The organism is Pseudomonas sp. Marseille-P9899 (assembly GCF_903166565.1).
Taxonomy (GTDB): Bacteria; Pseudomonadota; Gammaproteobacteria; order Pseudomonadales; family Pseudomonadaceae; genus Aquipseudomonas; species Aquipseudomonas huaxiensis.
Genome location: NZ_CAESCG010000005.1, coordinates 81,455 through 96,806, shown reverse-complemented (window position 1 = coordinate 96,806; position 15,352 = coordinate 81,455). Strand labels below are relative to the sequence as shown.

The 15,352-nt window shown below is 56.6% G+C and carries 16 protein-coding genes and 1 tRNA gene; 3 read left to right on the top strand and 14 right to left on the bottom strand.

Annotated features, from left to right (window positions below; genetic code table 11):
• Positions 1 to 71 precede the first annotated feature (71 nt).
• From HWV67_RS22830 to HWV67_RS22815, 4 genes are all read right to left on the bottom strand, one after another.
• A complete protein-coding gene (locus tag HWV67_RS22830; RefSeq protein ID WP_175652894.1) occupies positions 72 to 2,495 on the bottom strand; it encodes a TonB-dependent siderophore receptor in 2,424 nt (807 codons plus the stop codon).
• 111 nt (positions 2,496 to 2,606) lie between these two features.
• On the bottom strand, positions 2,607 to 3,551 hold the full coding sequence (locus tag HWV67_RS22825) for a FecR domain-containing protein (protein WP_175652893.1): 945 nt from the start codon (positions 3,549 to 3,551) through the stop codon (positions 2,607 to 2,609).
• Complete coding sequence (locus tag HWV67_RS22820; protein WP_110972009.1) at positions 3,548 to 4,051, bottom strand: sigma-70 family RNA polymerase sigma factor; 504 nt, start codon at positions 4,049 to 4,051, stop codon at positions 3,548 to 3,550. The genes HWV67_RS22825 and HWV67_RS22820 overlap by 4 nt, the downstream gene beginning before the upstream one ends.
• Positions 4,052 to 4,122: 71 nt before the next feature.
• The gene (locus tag HWV67_RS22815; protein WP_175652892.1) at positions 4,123 to 5,145 is read right to left on the bottom strand and encodes a DNA topoisomerase IB; all 1,023 of its coding nucleotides are present in this window, start codon (positions 5,143 to 5,145) and stop codon (positions 4,123 to 4,125) included.
• Positions 5,146 to 5,519: 374 nt separating this feature from the next.
• Between HWV67_RS22815 and HWV67_RS22810 the strand changes: the two genes are divergently transcribed.
• The 3 genes from HWV67_RS22810 to HWV67_RS22800 are packed head-to-tail and all read left to right on the top strand — an operon-like array spanning position 5,520 to position 6,365.
• Positions 5,520 to 5,834 carry a DUF3077 domain-containing protein gene (locus HWV67_RS22810; protein WP_175652891.1) on the top strand — a complete coding sequence of 105 codons (315 nt, stop codon included), beginning with the start codon at positions 5,520 to 5,522 and terminating at the stop codon, positions 5,832 to 5,834.
• 23 nt (positions 5,835 to 5,857) lie between these two features.
• Positions 5,858 to 6,067: a type II toxin-antitoxin system HigB family toxin gene (locus tag HWV67_RS32235; protein WP_175652890.1), complete on the top strand. Its 210-nt coding sequence runs from the start codon at positions 5,858 to 5,860 to the stop codon at positions 6,065 to 6,067.
• A gap of 19 nt (positions 6,068 to 6,086) precedes the next feature.
• Positions 6,087 to 6,365: a hypothetical protein gene (locus HWV67_RS22800; protein WP_256680177.1), complete on the top strand. Its 279-nt coding sequence runs from the start codon at positions 6,087 to 6,089 to the stop codon at positions 6,363 to 6,365.
• An 86-nt stretch (positions 6,366 to 6,451) separates the two neighbouring features.
• Here the strand turns inward: HWV67_RS22800 and HWV67_RS22795 are convergent, their stop codons facing one another.
• From HWV67_RS22795 to HWV67_RS22750, 10 genes are all read right to left on the bottom strand, one after another.
• On the bottom strand, positions 6,452 to 7,105 hold the full coding sequence (locus HWV67_RS22795) for an HNH endonuclease (protein ID WP_175652889.1): 654 nt from the start codon (positions 7,103 to 7,105) through the stop codon (positions 6,452 to 6,454).
• 577 nt (positions 7,106 to 7,682) lie between these two features.
• Entirely contained in the window at positions 7,683 to 9,590 is a 1,908-nt protein-coding gene (locus HWV67_RS22790; RefSeq protein ID WP_175652888.1) for an ATP-binding protein, read from the bottom strand.
• Positions 9,577 to 10,080, bottom strand: coding sequence for an ABC-three component system middle component 5 (locus HWV67_RS22785; protein ID WP_175652887.1), 504 nt, complete (start codon positions 10,078 to 10,080; stop codon positions 9,577 to 9,579). Before HWV67_RS22785 ends, HWV67_RS22790 begins: the two co-directional genes overlap by 14 nt.
• The gene (locus HWV67_RS22780; protein WP_175652886.1) at positions 10,055 to 10,642 is read right to left on the bottom strand and encodes an ABC-three component system protein; all 588 of its coding nucleotides are present in this window, start codon (positions 10,640 to 10,642) and stop codon (positions 10,055 to 10,057) included. Before HWV67_RS22780 ends, HWV67_RS22785 begins: the two co-directional genes overlap by 26 nt.
• A gap of 6 nt (positions 10,643 to 10,648) precedes the next feature.
• Positions 10,649 to 10,828 (bottom strand): hypothetical protein, encoded by a 180-nt coding sequence (locus HWV67_RS22775; RefSeq protein WP_175652885.1) that lies wholly within the window; start codon positions 10,826 to 10,828, stop codon positions 10,649 to 10,651.
• Between the two features lie 454 nt (positions 10,829 to 11,282).
• Positions 11,283 to 11,358, bottom strand: a tRNA-Thr gene (locus HWV67_RS22770).
• Positions 11,359 to 11,773: 415 nt separating this feature from the next.
• Positions 11,774 to 13,018: a methyltransferase gene (locus HWV67_RS22765; protein WP_175652884.1), complete on the bottom strand. Its 1,245-nt coding sequence runs from the start codon at positions 13,016 to 13,018 to the stop codon at positions 11,774 to 11,776.
• A gap of 136 nt (positions 13,019 to 13,154) precedes the next feature.
• The gene (locus HWV67_RS22760) at positions 13,155 to 13,844 is read right to left on the bottom strand and encodes an ABC transporter permease (RefSeq protein WP_110972003.1); all 690 of its coding nucleotides are present in this window, start codon (positions 13,842 to 13,844) and stop codon (positions 13,155 to 13,157) included.
• A complete protein-coding gene (locus HWV67_RS22755; protein WP_175652883.1) occupies positions 13,841 to 14,536 on the bottom strand; it encodes an ABC transporter permease in 696 nt (231 codons plus the stop codon). Before HWV67_RS22755 ends, HWV67_RS22760 begins: the two co-directional genes overlap by 4 nt.
• Before the next feature lie 55 nt (positions 14,537 to 14,591).
• Positions 14,592 to 15,344 carry an ABC transporter substrate-binding protein gene (locus HWV67_RS22750; protein ID WP_175652882.1) on the bottom strand — a complete coding sequence of 251 codons (753 nt, stop codon included), beginning with the start codon at positions 15,342 to 15,344 and terminating at the stop codon, positions 14,592 to 14,594.
• Positions 15,345 to 15,352: the final 8 nt, after the last annotated feature.

Here is a 15,352-nt window from a genome sequence, read left to right as displayed (position 1 = left end):
CTATTCGGCTCAAAAAATGAGCCGAATAACGAATTTATTCGGCTCACGCGGGCCCGCGCACCCTCAACCGATCAGAAATCCCAACGCGTCGTCACCATCACATTTCGCGGATCGCCGTAGTACGCCGAGTCGTAGAAACCGATGTTGGTGAAGTATTTCTTGTCGAACAGGTTGTTGACGTTGACCGTCGCCGACAGGTTGTCCGTGAACTGGTAGCGGGCCATCAGGTCCACCAGCCAGTACGGATCCTGGGTGAATTTCTCGTACCGCCCGGCGCGGTTGTCGTAGCCCCAGTTGTACACCGTCTGCCAGCCAGCGCTCTGCCAGCGCGCGCCGCCGCCAACCGTGAGCTTGTCGAGGCTGCCCTTCAGTTTGTAGCTGGTGTAGAAGCTGACCTGGTCTTCCGGCTCCCAGGTCGCGACCTTGTCGCTGTCATCGTTGCGGCTGACCTTGTGGGTGTAGCCCGCCTGCAACTGCCAACCTGGGCTGAGCTCGCCGGAAATCTCCGCTTCGTAGCCCTTGGTCTTGGTCTTGGTGCCCACGTAGGAGTACTCGGCGCCCGGCGTGGAGTTGAACAGGGTGTCGGCGATCGGGCGGTTTTCTTCGTGGACTTCGAAGTAGGCGAGGCTGGAATTCAGGCGGCCGTCGAAGAATTCACCCTTGAGCCCGAACTCGTAGTTCTTCCCTTCATTGGGATCGAGCATCTTGCGTGTGCGGTCGCGGTATTGGGTCTGCGGCTGGAAGATCTCGGTGTAGCTGGCGTAGGCGGAGAAGTTGTCGTTGAGGTCGTAGACCAGCCCGGCGTAAGGCACGACCTTGCCACTTTCCTGGGTGTCGCTGGTGCCGGTGACCTGGTAATTGGCAATCCGCGAACCGAGCAACAGGTGCAGGTCATCCATCAGGCTGAAGCGGCCGGTGAGGTAGGTACCGGTCTGCCGGGTGGTCTCGTCGTTGATCTTGGTCGGCTGGTTCCACAGCGGTTCGATGGCTTCGCCGTGCCATTGGTAGAAGTCGTAGGAGTTGTTGAAGTAAGTGGCGTTGGAGAAGTCCTTGCCCTTCCATTTGGAGATGGAAAGAGACTGGCCGATTACCAACTCGTGTTCACGGCCAAACAGCTCGAACGGCCCGCTGGCGTAGGCGTCGAGACTGTCGCTGGTGGTTTCGCCGGTGTATTTGCGGGCGTAGATCGAACTGGCCGTGGCCGAATCCTGGGAGATGTAGCCCAAGGGGGCGTCGTAGCCGTTGATCTGGTGGTTGTATTGGCCTTTGGCGACCCAGCCATTGTCGAAGTTGTGTTCCAGCGTGGCGAACACCGTGCGGCTGTATTGCTCCCAACTGCTCCATTTCGGGCCGTTGTTGAAGGCGCGGGGCAGGTCGAGTTTGTTGCCGACCGCATCGAAGATGGTGCGCGTGCCGGTCCAGCTCGAACCCTTGGGCTCGCTGTCCTGATAGTCGGCGCCCAGGGTCAACAGGGTATCCGGGCTCAGGTCCACCTCAAGAATGCCGTAGTAGACCTCGGTCTTGCGCGAATAGTGGTCGAGGAAGGATTTCTTGTCCTGATAGGCCGCCACTGCCCGGCCGCGCACGTTGCCGGTGTCGGTCAGCGGGCCGCTCACGTCGATCTGCGTGCGGTAGTTGTCCCAGGAGCCGGCGCCGACTTCGATGCTGCTCTTGAAGTCGGACGTGGGCTTCTTGCGAATCAGGTTGATGGTGCCACCCGGGCCGCCGGCGCCGGTCAGCAGGCCGGTGGCGCCTTTGAGCACTTCGACGCGGTCGTACAGGGCCATGTCCGTCAGCGTCTGCCCGGCCGAGTACTGGGCGTCACGCAGGGTCGGCATGCCGTCGTACTGGAAGTTGACGATGGAGAAGCCGCGAGAATAGTAGTTGGTACGTTCGGTGTCGTAGGTCGAGACCGTGATGCCCGGCGTGTGGCGCATCACGTCATCGATGGCGGTCAGGCCGAAATCGTCCATTACCTGGCGAGTCACCACCGAAATCGATTGCGGCGTCTCCCGCGGCGTCAGCACCAGGCGCGTGGCCGTGGCGATGGTGCCGGGGGTGTACGAGCCGCTGCCTTCGGTGATGGTGCCCAACTGGTTCGACGTCACCTCGGTGGCGCCCAACTCCAGCGCCGCTGACGCCTGGCTTGCGACCAGCACATAACCGCCGTTGCCCTGGCGCTCGGCCCGCAGGCCGCTGTTGCCGAGCAGGCGCGCCAGACCCTCATCGACGCTGTACGCACCGTCGAGCCCGTTGGTGGTGAGGTTGCGCGTCTGCTCGGTGTCGAACGAAATCGTCACCCCGGCCTGCACGCCAAACTGGGTCAGGGCGTTGCCCAGCGGGCCCGCCTTGATCTGATAAGTGCCCTGGCTCTGCGCCATGGCCTGGGCCGGCAACAGCGCCAGGCCCGGCAGTGTGGCGAGGGACGCACCCAGCACCGCGAGGCGAACCGCGCGGCTTATCCTGGTCGTGCTGATGAGGGGTGACTGACGCATGGATGATCCTTCCGTTGTAATGGCAGAAACTCGCTGTGATCGCGGCGTATGTCATTGACGGATGAGAATCAAAATCAGCAAGGTCGCGGACAGACTATTTGCAACAACGGCTCAAACCGCCTCGATGCTGACCCAATAGCGCGTCAGATAACGGACCTGCACCGGTAGGGTTCGTCCGAGGTTTTCCAGGATCGTATCGGTGTCGTCGACACGGAACGCGCCAGAAATGCTCAAGCCGCTAACCGCTGCCGCACAGCGCAGCACGCCGGGGCGATAGCGCTCCAGTTCTTCGATGAAATCGCCCAGGCGCCAGTCGTTCACGCTGAGCATGCCCTGGGTCCAGGCGCTGGCGCCGGAGGGCAGCGCGGTGACCGCACTCACCTGCGCGAAATCGAAGCTGGCCTGCTGCCCGGCGTTCAGCCGCGACACCCGCTCGGGATAGTCGAGCGGACGCAGCTCGACCGCATCCTCCAGCACGCCGACCCGCGTGCGCCCGTCCAGTTGCCGCACGCAAAAGCGCGTGCCGAGGGCGCGCACGCTGCCGTCCTCGGTGTGGACGATGAACGGGCGTTGGGCTGGGTCCTTGGCGGTCTGGATCATGATCTCGCCGCGCAGCAACTGCACCCGCCGCTGCTGCCCGTCAAAGTGGATATCCACTGCGGAGTTCACGTTCAGGTGCAACTGCGAGCCGTCTTCCAGATGAAGCGCGCGGCGTTCGCCAGAACCGGTGCGTTGCTGCGCGAGCATCGCCCGATACGGCACCTGCTCGCTGGCCAGCCAGGTGCCGCCGACGGCGACGAGCATGCCGAGCACCTTCAGCACATCCCGCCGCTGAGCCTGCGCCGCGCTCAAACCAGAGAGGGCGGCTTTCGGCGAGACTTGCGCCCATTGTTGCTGCAGCAATTCCACCCGTGCCCACGCCGCCGCGTGCTGCGGACTGGCCCGCAGCCACGCCTGCCAGGCCAGGGTTCGCGCGTCGTCGCGGGTGCCGTCATTGAGCTGCACGTACCAGGTGGCAGCGGCCTCCAGCACCGCGAGGTCCGGCGTGCTGCTCATGCGGGTTCGACCAGCAACAGGCAGCGGGTCATGGCGCGGATCAGATGATTCTTCACCGTGGTCACCGACACCTCGAAGCGCTCGGCGGCGGCCGCGTAGGTCAGCCCCTCAAGCTGCACCGCGAGAAAAATCTCCCGGGTGCGGCTGCCCAGCTCATCGAGCATCGCGTCGATCGACATCAGCATCTCGATGATCGACAGCCGCACCTCCGGCGACACCTCCACCGGCTCCGGCCGCAGCGCCAAGGCTTGCAGATAGGCCTGCTCGATGGTGCGGCGGCGCGACTTGTCGATCAGCAGCGAGTTGGCGATGGCGCTCAGGTAACCGCGCGGCTCGCGGATCGGCCCGGCATTGCGGGCCGTCATCACCCGGATGAAGGTGTCCTGCGCCAGGTCGGCGGCATCGGCGGTGTTGCCCAGCCGAACCCGCAACCAGCCCTTGAGCCAACCGTTGTGCTCGCTGTACAGCCGATGAAGCGCCGAATGATCAAGTGCCGACATGGGAGGGTGCCAAAGCGTTAATGGTAATCGGTCGCATTATCTTGGCGGGTGGGGTTGTGCGCAAGGGGCGTTTATCCGGCGCTGGCGGACAGCTTCTCCAGAAAGCGCATCAACAGACTCTCTTCATCCCGCAGCCCCTTGCGGGCGGTGGCCAGCCGCAGACTGCCCAATTCTCCGGCATGAAAGGCCGCGATCAGCGCCGGGTGGATGTAGCACTTGCGGCAGACGGCCGGGGTATTGCGCAGCTCGGTCGCCACTTCCGTGACCATCGCGACCACATGCTTTTTCGCCGTGCTTTCAGGCTGCCACTCCAGCTCGCGCAGCAGAGTCAGCGCCAGAGCGCTGCCGCCCCAGGTGCGATAGTGCTTGGCGGTGAACTCGGCACCGGTCAGCTCCTGCAGGTAGCGATTGATATCGCTGGACGTCACGCTGTGGCGCTCGCCGTTTTCATCCAGGTACTGGAACAACTGCTGGCCGGGCAATTCCAGACAGCGCTTGATGATCCGCGCCAGCCGCCGGTCATTCACGCTGACCTCATGCTCGATGCCGCTCTTGCCGCGAAAGTGAAAACGGATCGTGCTGCCGCTCACCTCGACATGCCGATTGCGCAGCGTGGTCAGCCCGTAGGAGCGGTTCTCTTCGGCATAACGGGTGTTGCCGATGCGGATCAGCGTGTCATCGAGCAACAGGATCACCGTGGCCAGCACCTTCTCCCGGCTGTGCAGCGGCAGGGCGAGATGTTGCTGCAAGGTTTCCCGCAGCGCCGGCAGCGCCTTGCCGAAGGCCAGCAGGCTGGCGTACTTGTCCGCGTCGCGCACCTCGCGCCAGCGCGGGTGATAGCGGTACTGCTTGCGCCCCCGCGCATCCCGGCCGGTGGCTTGCAGATGACCGTTGGGGTCGGCGCAGATCCACACATCGGTGTAGGCGGGCGGCACCGCGAGCGCGTTGATACGCGCCACCACCTCGGCATCACGGATGCGCTCGCCCTGACTGTCGAAGTACGCGAACTTGCCGCGCAGCTTGCGCCGGCGGATGCCGGGGAGGGTGTCGTCCACGTAATGCAGGCCGGCGGGAAGGGCTTGGGATTCGCTCACGTCGAGGGCCTGTGGGTTTTCCAGTTGTCGATACTGGATTAGCCCGGTTGGCGGGGGATTTAGTTCCGTGTGTTTCAACGGGGCAGTAAGGGGGAAGGGTGTCCTTGCCTCGTTGGGGGATGGGCTGTAGGCTTTCGCGGTCGCTGCGAGATAGCGATCGGGTTTGGTCGCCCGTCTAAAAAGTGTGCAAACAGATACATCCTCCATGCGTACAGGCGCGTCTGCGTTTGTTGCGTGTTATGGCGGCTGTGTGCGGGAGGCATTCGTGCCTGCCGGGTTTGCCTCTTTGTCCCGGTCGACCAATCCGTACACAGTCGTCACCAATCTGTTTGGTCGCGGAACGGTGATGGCTCCACTTAAGGAGGAGATTCATCATGAATAAAATTGTTCCAGATCCCCCGCAAGCCATTCTCGGCAAAACAGCCGCTCTCGTCTTTGGGCAGTGCAATGCCGGCCACCCGCCCTTGTTCACCGTCCGCGCCGACATCGACGCAGAAGACGCCTTGGTCCACGCCTCGCTGCTCCTGCAAGGCATCTACGACACCCTCCAGCAAACCTTCGAAAACGCAGATCTGCCCATCAGCAACGGGCTCCTGCTTGCGCCGATGCATTCGGCGGAAATGGCGAAAGGGTTGGTGGATGCGGTGTTGGATGGGATTGAGATGAGGCGGTTGGGGGTGAGTAGTTAGAAGCCCGCTGACGAAGGCTCGCCGTGAGGCGGGCCTTTGGGGGGGGTGGGGAAAAGGGCTTCTCGGTATATATATTCGATATCAAGAAAAATGAGTGTTGGCTTATTGAGTGGGTTAGCCAGCGAAATGGCAGTGTCTATATGAAAGATATTCTCTCGAGCGCTGAATATGACAAATGGTGCAAACATGTTGTTAAGTATTTGGTCGGCATGAGTTACTGTTCCTTTAGTTAATATGATGATGGGTGAAAAAATGAAGCGTGATAAAGGCGAAGCCACTGAACTAGATTCCTTCATAGCTAACATTTCACCAATACTTGATGGTCTGAATGATCAGAAAGCTACGCTGTCCCAACTGTTGTCTGCATGTCATGATCCCATTGAAAGTGATAAAGATTTAAAGGAGCGGATGATGCTAATTGATGAGCTTTATTCACTCGCAGACAGTGAACATCATGTCGCCGCGCGCTTTGCGGAATTGGTGGCTGATCGTGTGTATGAGTATGAGAATGAACCAGTGTTGATCCCTTGATTATCTCAATTGGAAGCATTAAAAAGAATGCAAGTTTATTTTCCGGTCACGTAGAAAATAAATCTGCTCCAGATGTTCCCTAGATATTAAGATTTTATTTTGAAATTAGCGTCGCCGTGATGATGCCCAGTTAGTGATGCAAATAATGTACCTGTTAGCTCTACATTTGTGCGAACTATGTTTTTGTTTGTCTTATAAAAGTCTGAACTTACACAGAGCTGAAGTTTTTTTACATTCCTTACCTCAATGGTTTGCTCGGTTTCTATGCAGTTTGTATAAAATGTTACTGGTTCTGGTAGAACTAGCATCCAGTAAGTTTCTATTTCATCAGTCTCGAATGACTCGTAATTTGGCGGGCCTGGAAATGCCTCTCTCCACACAAATCCTTTAAGGGTTATTACTTGGTCTTCATATATTTGCTTAACAGTCTTGTTTCTTTTGCTTTTCCATTCGAGCTCTAAATAAATAAGTTTATCAACTGCTTGATACCAATTGTCTCTATGGTTTCTGAGTTCGGATGATGAATATTTTGTGCCCTTGGGGTGAAGGGGGTTGTAATGACCTGCTTCTGCGTGGCAGTCATAGCAAAGAGGTATACAGTTTTCAAATGACGAGGTCCCGCCTTTTGACTCCATTACAATGTGGTGCAGCTCAATATTTCGCCCGCAAAATCGATGGCAGACACAGCATCTTCTTGCACAGGCGAGCAGCGCGCGCTCTTTTAATTTGACCGGCCACATGTATTATTTACCTAGTTCAGAACTAATTGGTTTCGTGCGGTGTTATCGCGCAGAGACCAGCGACCGAAGGACTCGAGGTGAAGTGTATTGCTAGGCTTCACGTGAAGTTCTCGCATACATCCCAGGGCGGGGGTAAGCATTCCTTGTTCCTCTCAATATCTGCATATAGGCGCAGGGGCTTAGAGTTTTGAGTGTAGTGTAGAGGAGGTATAGAACATAAAGGACTTGCTTGCTTGACCAAAAGGGGAGGGGGATGAGTTTATTCCTCGTAGAGGCCCCGTGGGCGGTTGCCCCCAAACACTGCCCCTCAAACCGCGTGCACTCCTGAGTTTCGACGAACCCCAAAAATGAAAAAACGCCAAAAGGCGGGTTTTCGGGGGGGCAGAGATGTTGAAAGCCCTTTCTGAACCCTTATATGGTGAGGCATCAGGGGGCGAACGAGTTTATAAAACATTGGTGAAATTCAGTTTTATAAGCCAGTTCAGTGAAGAGCATCCCTATTTGTATCATTTTTGCTTCCACCGTGTTGGTGGATGCCACAAAATGCCCCCAGTCCCAGACTAAATCTCGCCCACTTCTATCGCACATCCAGTGATCGGTTGGCCGGAGTAAATGCGCGTGAAACTACCATGCCGCTACTTTCTATTTCTGGGGTTATTTCTGAAGTTGCATAGATTAGCTGGAATTGGGGTTTGTAGTTAGCACACTCCTCAATAATGATGTTTTGTAAGTTATGGCTTCTGTTTTTTTCCATTCCGCCATCATCAATTCCGTCCAAAATCATTAATCTTGGGATTCTCATTTCAGGAATTTCCAAGCTTGTCGTTAACAAGGCTAAGTGGAATATGTGTCGTAAGACTACCGCTGAGCTTTCCGAGAAATTCCTGGAGCCATTTACATAAACAGAGTTCTCTTCAAAGTCAAATTTTACTGATTCGGCGTTTATGAATTCGACTTGAAGGGGTAGATCTTTTTTTAGAAGTCGGATTACATTTCTTTCGACGGCTTTAGCGACTTCTAGCTTTCGACTTTCTTGAGCTAGTTCAAGGGATTTAATTGTATCGTTGAGAGAGCTTTGCTCCCCGGAGAGCTTATCACGCTGAGATTGTAGTTCTTTGATTATCAAAGAAAGCTTCTGTTTTTCGTAAGCTTGCTTGATTTCTTCATCAAGCGCTCCAAGTTCTCGAACCGTTTGTTCGAGAAATATCTCGGCATCGCTTGACCAGGTTTGAGAAACCGCCTTATATTCTTTTTCTAATTTCTTAACTTCAGCGCTGGCGATAGGGATATCCTTTTTAAGAGTGTTCGCTTCCTCCTCTTTTAATTTAACTATAAGATTTGATTCTTTGATTTGAATTGAGAGCTCATTTCGCATTCTCAACATTTGAGCGCCATTCTTATCCTGTATGCTGGATTTGCAAAGATGGCAAGTGTGGGGGGTGTCACTAGGCTTTATTTCAGACAAGCATCCAGGGCAAAACTGGAAAGAAAGGTTTTCGAAGTAGTCGCGTGTAACTTTGGACTCGTCAAGGTTTTCAATCCTAGAGGAAAGTTCTTTTATGAAAAGATTTGAATCAAGGATTTCTAATTCTAATGACGCTAGTTTGTCTTTCAGAACTGATTCGTAACCTTTTGCTGTGCTCAATTTCTTACGCAGCGACTCGTTAACTTTGCTCGCGTCGCTAGCCTCTTTTCGTGAGACTTCTCGATCTTTCTTGAAAGTCTCGATGCGAGATGCGAGATCTGCTCTATTTTTCTCAAGCTTTGTTATTGCCGTTGTGGGGTCTGCTAATTCTGGTGTTTGTCCGGATCTACCTAGGACACTAAATATCCCACGAAGCTCGGAAATTTTTTTCTCCAGTTCCCGTTCGATTTCTCTAACTCTAAGCTGGGCATTATAAAGCTCATCGCTATATATGCCGCTCAAGTATCCGCCAATAGTTTCACGGGTGAGTGCACTATCGAATGAATCGATCCTAAATATAGGACTATGAACGGATGGTTGGTCCGCGTAAATAACTCTAAGCATCTGATGCATAGTGATATTTGAGGCCCCGGAACCTTGGGCTTGAGGGATGTCAAGTGCGCCAAATAGTGCCTGAGTGAAGCTTATTTTTTGCTCTGATCTTTTAAAAGGGTAGCGCTCCCACTGATCAGCACTCGCTTTGGAGGAATCGGCCATTCGTCCCCAGAAGAAAGACATAGGTCTCATTGTCTGGGTGCTTATTTCTCTCATGAGTGTGACTGGAATGCCGTTAAGCTCAACCTCAACAATAGTAAAGTTGCATTTTAAAGCTTGAGGCTTCCACCGTATGTTTTCTGCTCCGAGCGAATATGCAAGGAGGTCCATAATAGTAGTTTTTCCGGAGCTATTTCGCCCTCGAATGACGTTAACGCCTTCGTGGAAGTCGGCATTGAAAGCAGTGTGACCACCTTGCTTTACTACTAGGTTGCAAACTTTCAGAGTCGGCTTAATTAATGTCATATCTATACTCTAATAGATCGGTCCTGTGTTTTAGCCCGTTTATCCCTTGAAGAGGGATGGCTGATAGCTCTTTAACCAGGAACTCAAAGGTTTCCCCTGAGGTGATCTCGAAATTCGAAATTTTCTCTTTTATTTGCTCAGGTATTGCATTTGAGGTAATTATTTTCAACTTGCCCTTTTCAAAAAGGTCAAGATCTATGAAGCCCGAGGCAGCTATATTTCGCAGTGCAGATGTTTGAATTTCCGCCATGTCACGGAATACATTCTTTGGATTAATAGGGTCTCGGTAGATATTGGCGGCGGCTTTTGCAATTTTTCGGCCGTGGGCCAAGCCGTTTGGAAGCCTGACGCTGGCAATTGCTGATGGAAAGGTTAAATAAAAATCGCAGATCCTCAGAAGATCAATCTCTGCTTCTTTCAATGCCACCGCTAGGGCAAGCATTCTGAAAACGCAGTGATAAGCGTCAAACGCTGGGTGGTATATCAGCATCTTTGTCCCACCGTATGTGGCAATTTCCAGCGAGAAAATATAGTAGGCCCAATAAATCCTTTACGGTGAATTCTAAGAAATTTTCACCGAGCATAGACTTTATGGTAAATAAAGCTTGATTTATGGATAAATCTACATCTTGGCGATTGCCGCCACTTTCAATGATTGGTGTTACGGTTAGCATATAGATAGTGTGAAGCTCGTCGAGAATAATAGTGAACACGCGTTGAGCGCTTCTCGAAGTTTGATACTTCATTATCAGTTTTGCTGCGGTTTCTTTTTGCTGTATGGCAAAATTTAACATGTCGAGGCGACCGCTTGACTTCAGTTTCTCCTCTAGCCCGCGCACATCTCCGTCAGTTGGAACTGCCATGTAGTGCTGCAGCTTGTGTGAGAAACCAGTGCTAGCAGGGTCGCCTACACCATCAACTTTAAGTTTTGCATATAAAAGTGCAAGCTCGTCAGAGGATGGCGAGTTGATGACGTTGTACGTGTTATGTTTGATAACGTCGCGGCCAGCGTTGTCGCCGCCAATGACATTATCTGACTGTCTTGTATACAATGCGAGTCAACGCCTTGTTTGTTTTTTTATATCGCCGCCAGCCATGTCACCACCCACGGTATTACCCTTTTGAGAGGCGGAGCTGTTGCGGGAATTTCTGGAAGAAATTTTTGTAATGGCAACTTTCAAAGTCCAGCCTGTACCTAGACCAGCTATAAAAGTGACAATATAAGAGAGATATTCCATTATCTGGCCTCACCAGCTAAACGTAAGTTGGATCTGTGCGCTATCTTTGCGATCGTAGCTTATGGCCATTATTGCGTAAAGCCTCTTTTGCTCACTTAGAAAAAGCACAGAAAAAGGGGACCAGAAAAGGAGAAAAAGGGGACAGATTTTTTTGTCCCGCCTCCAGAGCTGCGGGCTCTGCTGCTGAGCGGACATGCCGCGAGCTGCTGGGTTGGGTGACGCAGCGATTCAATGACTGGAACATGCCTGGCTGTCAGTCAGGACAAGGCCGTTCACTGGCCGTATTCACAAAGCCATGTGCGATCAGGGCAGCAGCAGTAGGGTGCGCCAGGGCTACCCTTTTTAGAGATGGCTACCACAAGAACCTGATAGCACCCCAAAACGAAAAAACCCGCCAAAAGGCGGGTTTTTCGGGAGTTCCAGAGATATTGAAAGCCTTCTCTGAACCCTTATATGGTGCCGGCACCAGGAATCGAACCCGGGACCTACTGATTACAAGTCAGTTGCTCTACCATCTGAGCTATACCGGCGGTAGGGCCGCCATTATAGCGATCGGTTTGGATCTGTAAACCACTTCCTTGCAATCCTGTTTGAAGCCCCGTATTTCGGGGCTTTTGGCGTTTGGGGTGGGGCGTTTTTTGGCTGGCTGGGGGTGGTGCCAGTGGGACGTGGTTGTCTGGGTTGCGGCCGCTGTGCGGCCGTTCGCGAGCAAGCTCGCTCCCACATAGCCTGCACAGGTTGGGGAGCGGTGGTCGTGAAACGGGATCTGAGCTGCGGCCGCCTAATTCGCTTTAACGCTTATGCACAAACCACATCGACCTCTTGCACCCCATGCAAGGGCGCTGCCGCGACAGAGTGTCGCGCGACCAAATGGCTGTTTTTGCTGGCCTTTAGCAGATGAGCCGAAAAGCCTCAAGTGGAAAAATCCGACGCGACGGGCGTGGTTCACGTTTTTGCGGGGAAGTTGCCCACAGAGTTATCCACAGGTTGTTCCGCCAGCAGCATGAGGTTGCGCGGGGTGAGGGGGTGGGGGCAGAAGGTGCCGAGGCGGACGTTGTAGCCCCGTTCGCGCAGGTAGAGCGCGCGGTCGAGGACGAGCCAGAGTTCCAGCGGGCGGCGGAAGAGGTTGCGCAGCAGTTCGAGGTTGCGCACTTCGGCCAGGCGCTGCCAGCCGGCAGCTTCCAGTGCGGCCCAGTCCGGGGCTTCCTTTATTGGCAAACCTTTGAGGTCGGCGAGGTCGCGGCAGTAGTCGGCGAAGGGCTTTTGTAGCCAGGCGCTGGGCAGCGAAGGGGTGGGCAGGTAGTCGTCGGTCTGGCGCAGTTGTCGTTGCAGCAGGTCGAAGCCGAGGCGGCGGGCCATGGACTGGTCGCGCTGGCGGCGGACGCGGCTGCCAGCGGTGACGGTCTCGCTCAGCGGCAGGCCAAGGTCGTCGAGGTCGAGTTGCAGGGCGGAGGCGCGGGCGGCTGTGGATAACGGTTGGTAGCGCGGGCCGGCGGTGCGGTTGTAGCAGCACGGGGCGATGGCCAGTTGCGGGCAGCCGGCGGCGCTGGCGAGTTGCATGAGGCGCACGTGGAGGTCGCCGCAGGCGTGCAGGGCCACGGGGGTGTGCTCGGCGCCAAGGCGAGCGGCGGCGCTGTCGGCCATGACGTCCTGGAGGTGGTGGCTCGCCGGAAGGTGATGGTGCTGGCTGAGGTGTTCACCGGCGGCGACCAGGGTGGGGTCGTATTCCAGGCAGGTGAGGTGTTGGTCCGGGTGCAGCAGGCGTCGGCCGAGGTGGCCTTTGCCGGCGCACCAGTCGAGCCAGTGGCTCGGGCGGCGGGCAAAGTTGAGGTGGGCGGCGAAGGCTTCGATCTGTTGCCATTTGCGGCCGGGGACGTCGGTGCTCAGGCGCGGCGGTGCCGGGGTGAGGGCGATTGTGGATAAGTCGCCAAGGGCGGACAGCGTCTGGGCTTCGGCGGCGAGTTGTGGATAAGGCGCCGGGGCCGGGACGGTGTGAGGCTGGTTATGGGCGGACTCAGCCTGTTCCAGTGTGCGGGCGCGTAGCCACTCGGCGAGCTGCGGGTGGGTGGCTTCCCACGGCAGGTGCAGGGTGGTGAAGGGGCGCGGGTGCCAGAGGGGGTGATGCTGGCGGAGGAAACGGTCCAGGGCCTGGAAGCGGGGTAGGAGTTGGTCGTTTTCCAGGTGGGACATGGGAGTGGACCGGGGTTGGGCTGTGTGGGGGATTTGAGGGACTCATCGCTGGCAAGCCAGCTCCCATAGGATGTGTGGGGGGAGTTAGATCTAGGCCAGCTCCCACAGAGGGTGAGTCTGTGGGAGGTGGGTTAGATCAGCGGCCTTGTGCGGCGTCCACCCGCAACCAGCGTTCCAGCCCTTTGAAGCCTTGCACCAGCACGAAGGAGATCACCAGGTAGAACACGCCCGCAGCAAAGAAGATCTCTACCGGCATGTAGGTCCTGGCGATGATGGTGCGGGCCATGCCGGTGATATCCAGCAGGGTGACCGTGCTGGCCAGGGCGCTGGCCTTGAGCATCAGGATCACTTCGTTGCTGTACGCCGGCAAGCCGATGCGCGCGGCGCGCGGCAGCATGATGTGGAGCATCGCGGTTGCGCGGGACATGCCCAGCGCCCGCGCTGCTTCGATCTCGCCCCGCGGGATGGCCTGCAGCGAGCCGCGCAGAATCTCGGCGATATAGGCCGCGGTGTGCAGGGTCATGGTCAGCGCAGTACACCAGAACGGGTCGCGCAGGTACGGCCATAGCGCGCTGGACTTGACCGCCTCGAACTGCGCCAGGCCGTAGTAGACCAGGAACAGTTGCACCAGCAACGGTGTACCCCGGAAGAAGAAGATGTAACCGTAAGGCACGGCGCGCACATACCAGAGCCGCGACGACCGGGCGATGCCCAGCGGGATGGCGATGATCAGGCCGACGATGACCGAGATGGCCAGCAGCTCAAGCGTGAGCGTGGCGCCCTGGGCCAGGCGTGGCAGCCACTTGATGATGACTTCCCAATTCATGAGTTGGCCCTCGCGAAGCCGCGTGCGGCGCGTTTTTCCATGAAGTGCATGCCAGTCATGGCCAGTACGGTCAGGCCGAGGTAGATGAAGGCCGCCACCAGGTAGAAGGTGAAGGGTTCCTTGCTGGTGGTCACGCCGTTCTGCGCCTGACGCATGATTTCTTCCAGGCCGATCACCGAGACCAGCGCGGTGTCTTTCATCAGGATCATGAACAGGTTGCCGAGGCCAGGCAGGGCGAGGCGCCACATTTGCGGCAGGATCAGCCGCGAGAAAATACGGCCTTTGGACAGCCCCAGGGCCATGCCCGCTTCACGGTGTCCCTTGGGGATCGCCAGCAGCGCGCCGCGGAACACTTCCGTGGCGTAGGCGCCGAAGCACAGGCCGAGGGCGATGACGCCGGCGGCGAAGGCGCTGAGTTCCAGGCCGGGCATGCCGAGCAGTTCGCCCAGTTGGCTCATCAGGGTGACGGAGCCGAAATAGATGAAGAGCACCCAGAGCAGTTCGGGCACGCCGCGAACGATGGTCGAGTAGGTGCCGCCGATCCAGCGCAGCGGTTTGAGCGGCGAGGTCTTGGCCAAGGCGCCGAGCAGGCCGAGCACCAGGCCCAGGCAAAGCGCCGAGAGCGCCAGTTTGACGGTCACCAGCGTGCCGGCCGCGAGTGCCGGGCCGAATCCGTGTAGATCAATATTCATGGGCAGGAGTGTTCAAGGGACCGGCACCGCGCAAGGCGGTACCGGTCGGGGCGAATCAATAGATGCTGAACGGGAAGTACTTGTCGTTGATCTTCTTGTACGTGCCGTCGGCGATGATTTCTTTCAGCGCGGCGTTCAGCTTCTCGCGCAGCGGGTCAGCCTTGCGTACGGCGATGCCGATTTCGTCGCTTTCCACCACGGGCTCGCCTTTGAACTCGTAGTTTTTGCCGGCATCGGATTTCAGCCAGTCGTAGTTCACGTACTTGTCAGCCAGCAGTGCGTCGACACGGCCGGAGGTCAGGTCGAGGTAGGCGTTTTCCTGGGTGTCGTACAGGCTCAGCTTGATGTCGCTGCCGTAGGTGTCTTCCAGCCAGGTGCCAGACAGGGTGGCGCGCTGGGTGCCGATGGTCTTGCCCTTGAGGTAGTCCTTGTCGGTCTTGAAGTCGACGTTTTTCGGCGCGATGAACTGCAGCTTGTTGGAGTAGTAGCGGTCGGTGAAGTCAACGGCCTGCTTGCGTTCGTCGGTGATCGACAGCGAGGAGACGATGAAGTCGTACTTCTTGGCCAGCAGCGACGGGATGATGCCGTCCCAGTCGGAGGTGACCACTTCGCACTCGACTTTCATCTTGGCGCACAGGGCGTCGCCGATGTCTTTGTCGAAGCCGACGACCTGGCCGCTGGCGTCTTTGCTATTGAACGGCGGGTAGGCCGCTTCGATGCCCATCTTGAGTTTTTCGGCGGCCATGGCATTGGCCGAGAACACCAGCGTGGCGGCAGCGGCCAGGAGGAATTTCTTGTAGTTCTGCATGCGTGTTG

Bases quoted from the DNA above. Each gene is read 5' to 3' on its own strand.
- HWV67_RS22775 (WP_175652885.1), bottom strand. From the start codon at position 10,828: ATGGAATATCTCTCTTATATTGTCACTTTTATAGCTGGTCTAGGTACA.
- HWV67_RS22755 (WP_175652883.1), bottom strand. From the start codon at position 14,536: ATGAATATTGATCTACACGGATTCGGCCCGGCACTCGCGGCCGGCACG.
- HWV67_RS22810 (WP_175652891.1), top strand. From the start codon at position 5,520: ATGAATAAAATTGTTCCAGATCCCCCGCAAGCCATTCTCGGCAAAACA.
- HWV67_RS22790 (WP_175652888.1), bottom strand. From the start codon at position 9,590: ATGACATTAATTAAGCCGACTCTGAAAGTTTGCAACCTAGTAGTAAAG.
- HWV67_RS22795 (WP_175652889.1), bottom strand. From the start codon at position 7,105: ATGTGGCCGGTCAAATTAAAAGAGCGCGCGCTGCTCGCCTGTGCAAGA.
- HWV67_RS22750 (WP_175652882.1), bottom strand. From the start codon at position 15,344: ATGCAGAACTACAAGAAATTCCTCCTGGCCGCTGCCGCCACGCTGGTG.
- HWV67_RS22765 (WP_175652884.1), bottom strand. From the start codon at position 13,018: ATGTCCCACCTGGAAAACGACCAACTCCTACCCCGCTTCCAGGCCCTG.
- HWV67_RS22760 (WP_110972003.1), bottom strand. From the start codon at position 13,844: ATGAATTGGGAAGTCATCATCAAGTGGCTGCCACGCCTGGCCCAGGGC.
- HWV67_RS22830 (WP_175652894.1), bottom strand. From the start codon at position 2,495: ATGCGTCAGTCACCCCTCATCAGCACGACCAGGATAAGCCGCGCGGTT.
- HWV67_RS22820 (WP_110972009.1), bottom strand. From the start codon at position 4,051: ATGTCGGCACTTGATCATTCGGCGCTTCATCGGCTGTACAGCGAGCAC.
- HWV67_RS22800 (WP_256680177.1), top strand. From the start codon at position 6,087: ATGAAGCGTGATAAAGGCGAAGCCACTGAACTAGATTCCTTCATAGCT.
- HWV67_RS22785 (WP_175652887.1), bottom strand. From the start codon at position 10,080: ATGCTGATATACCACCCAGCGTTTGACGCTTATCACTGCGTTTTCAGA.
- HWV67_RS22825 (WP_175652893.1), bottom strand. From the start codon at position 3,551: ATGAGCAGCACGCCGGACCTCGCGGTGCTGGAGGCCGCTGCCACCTGG.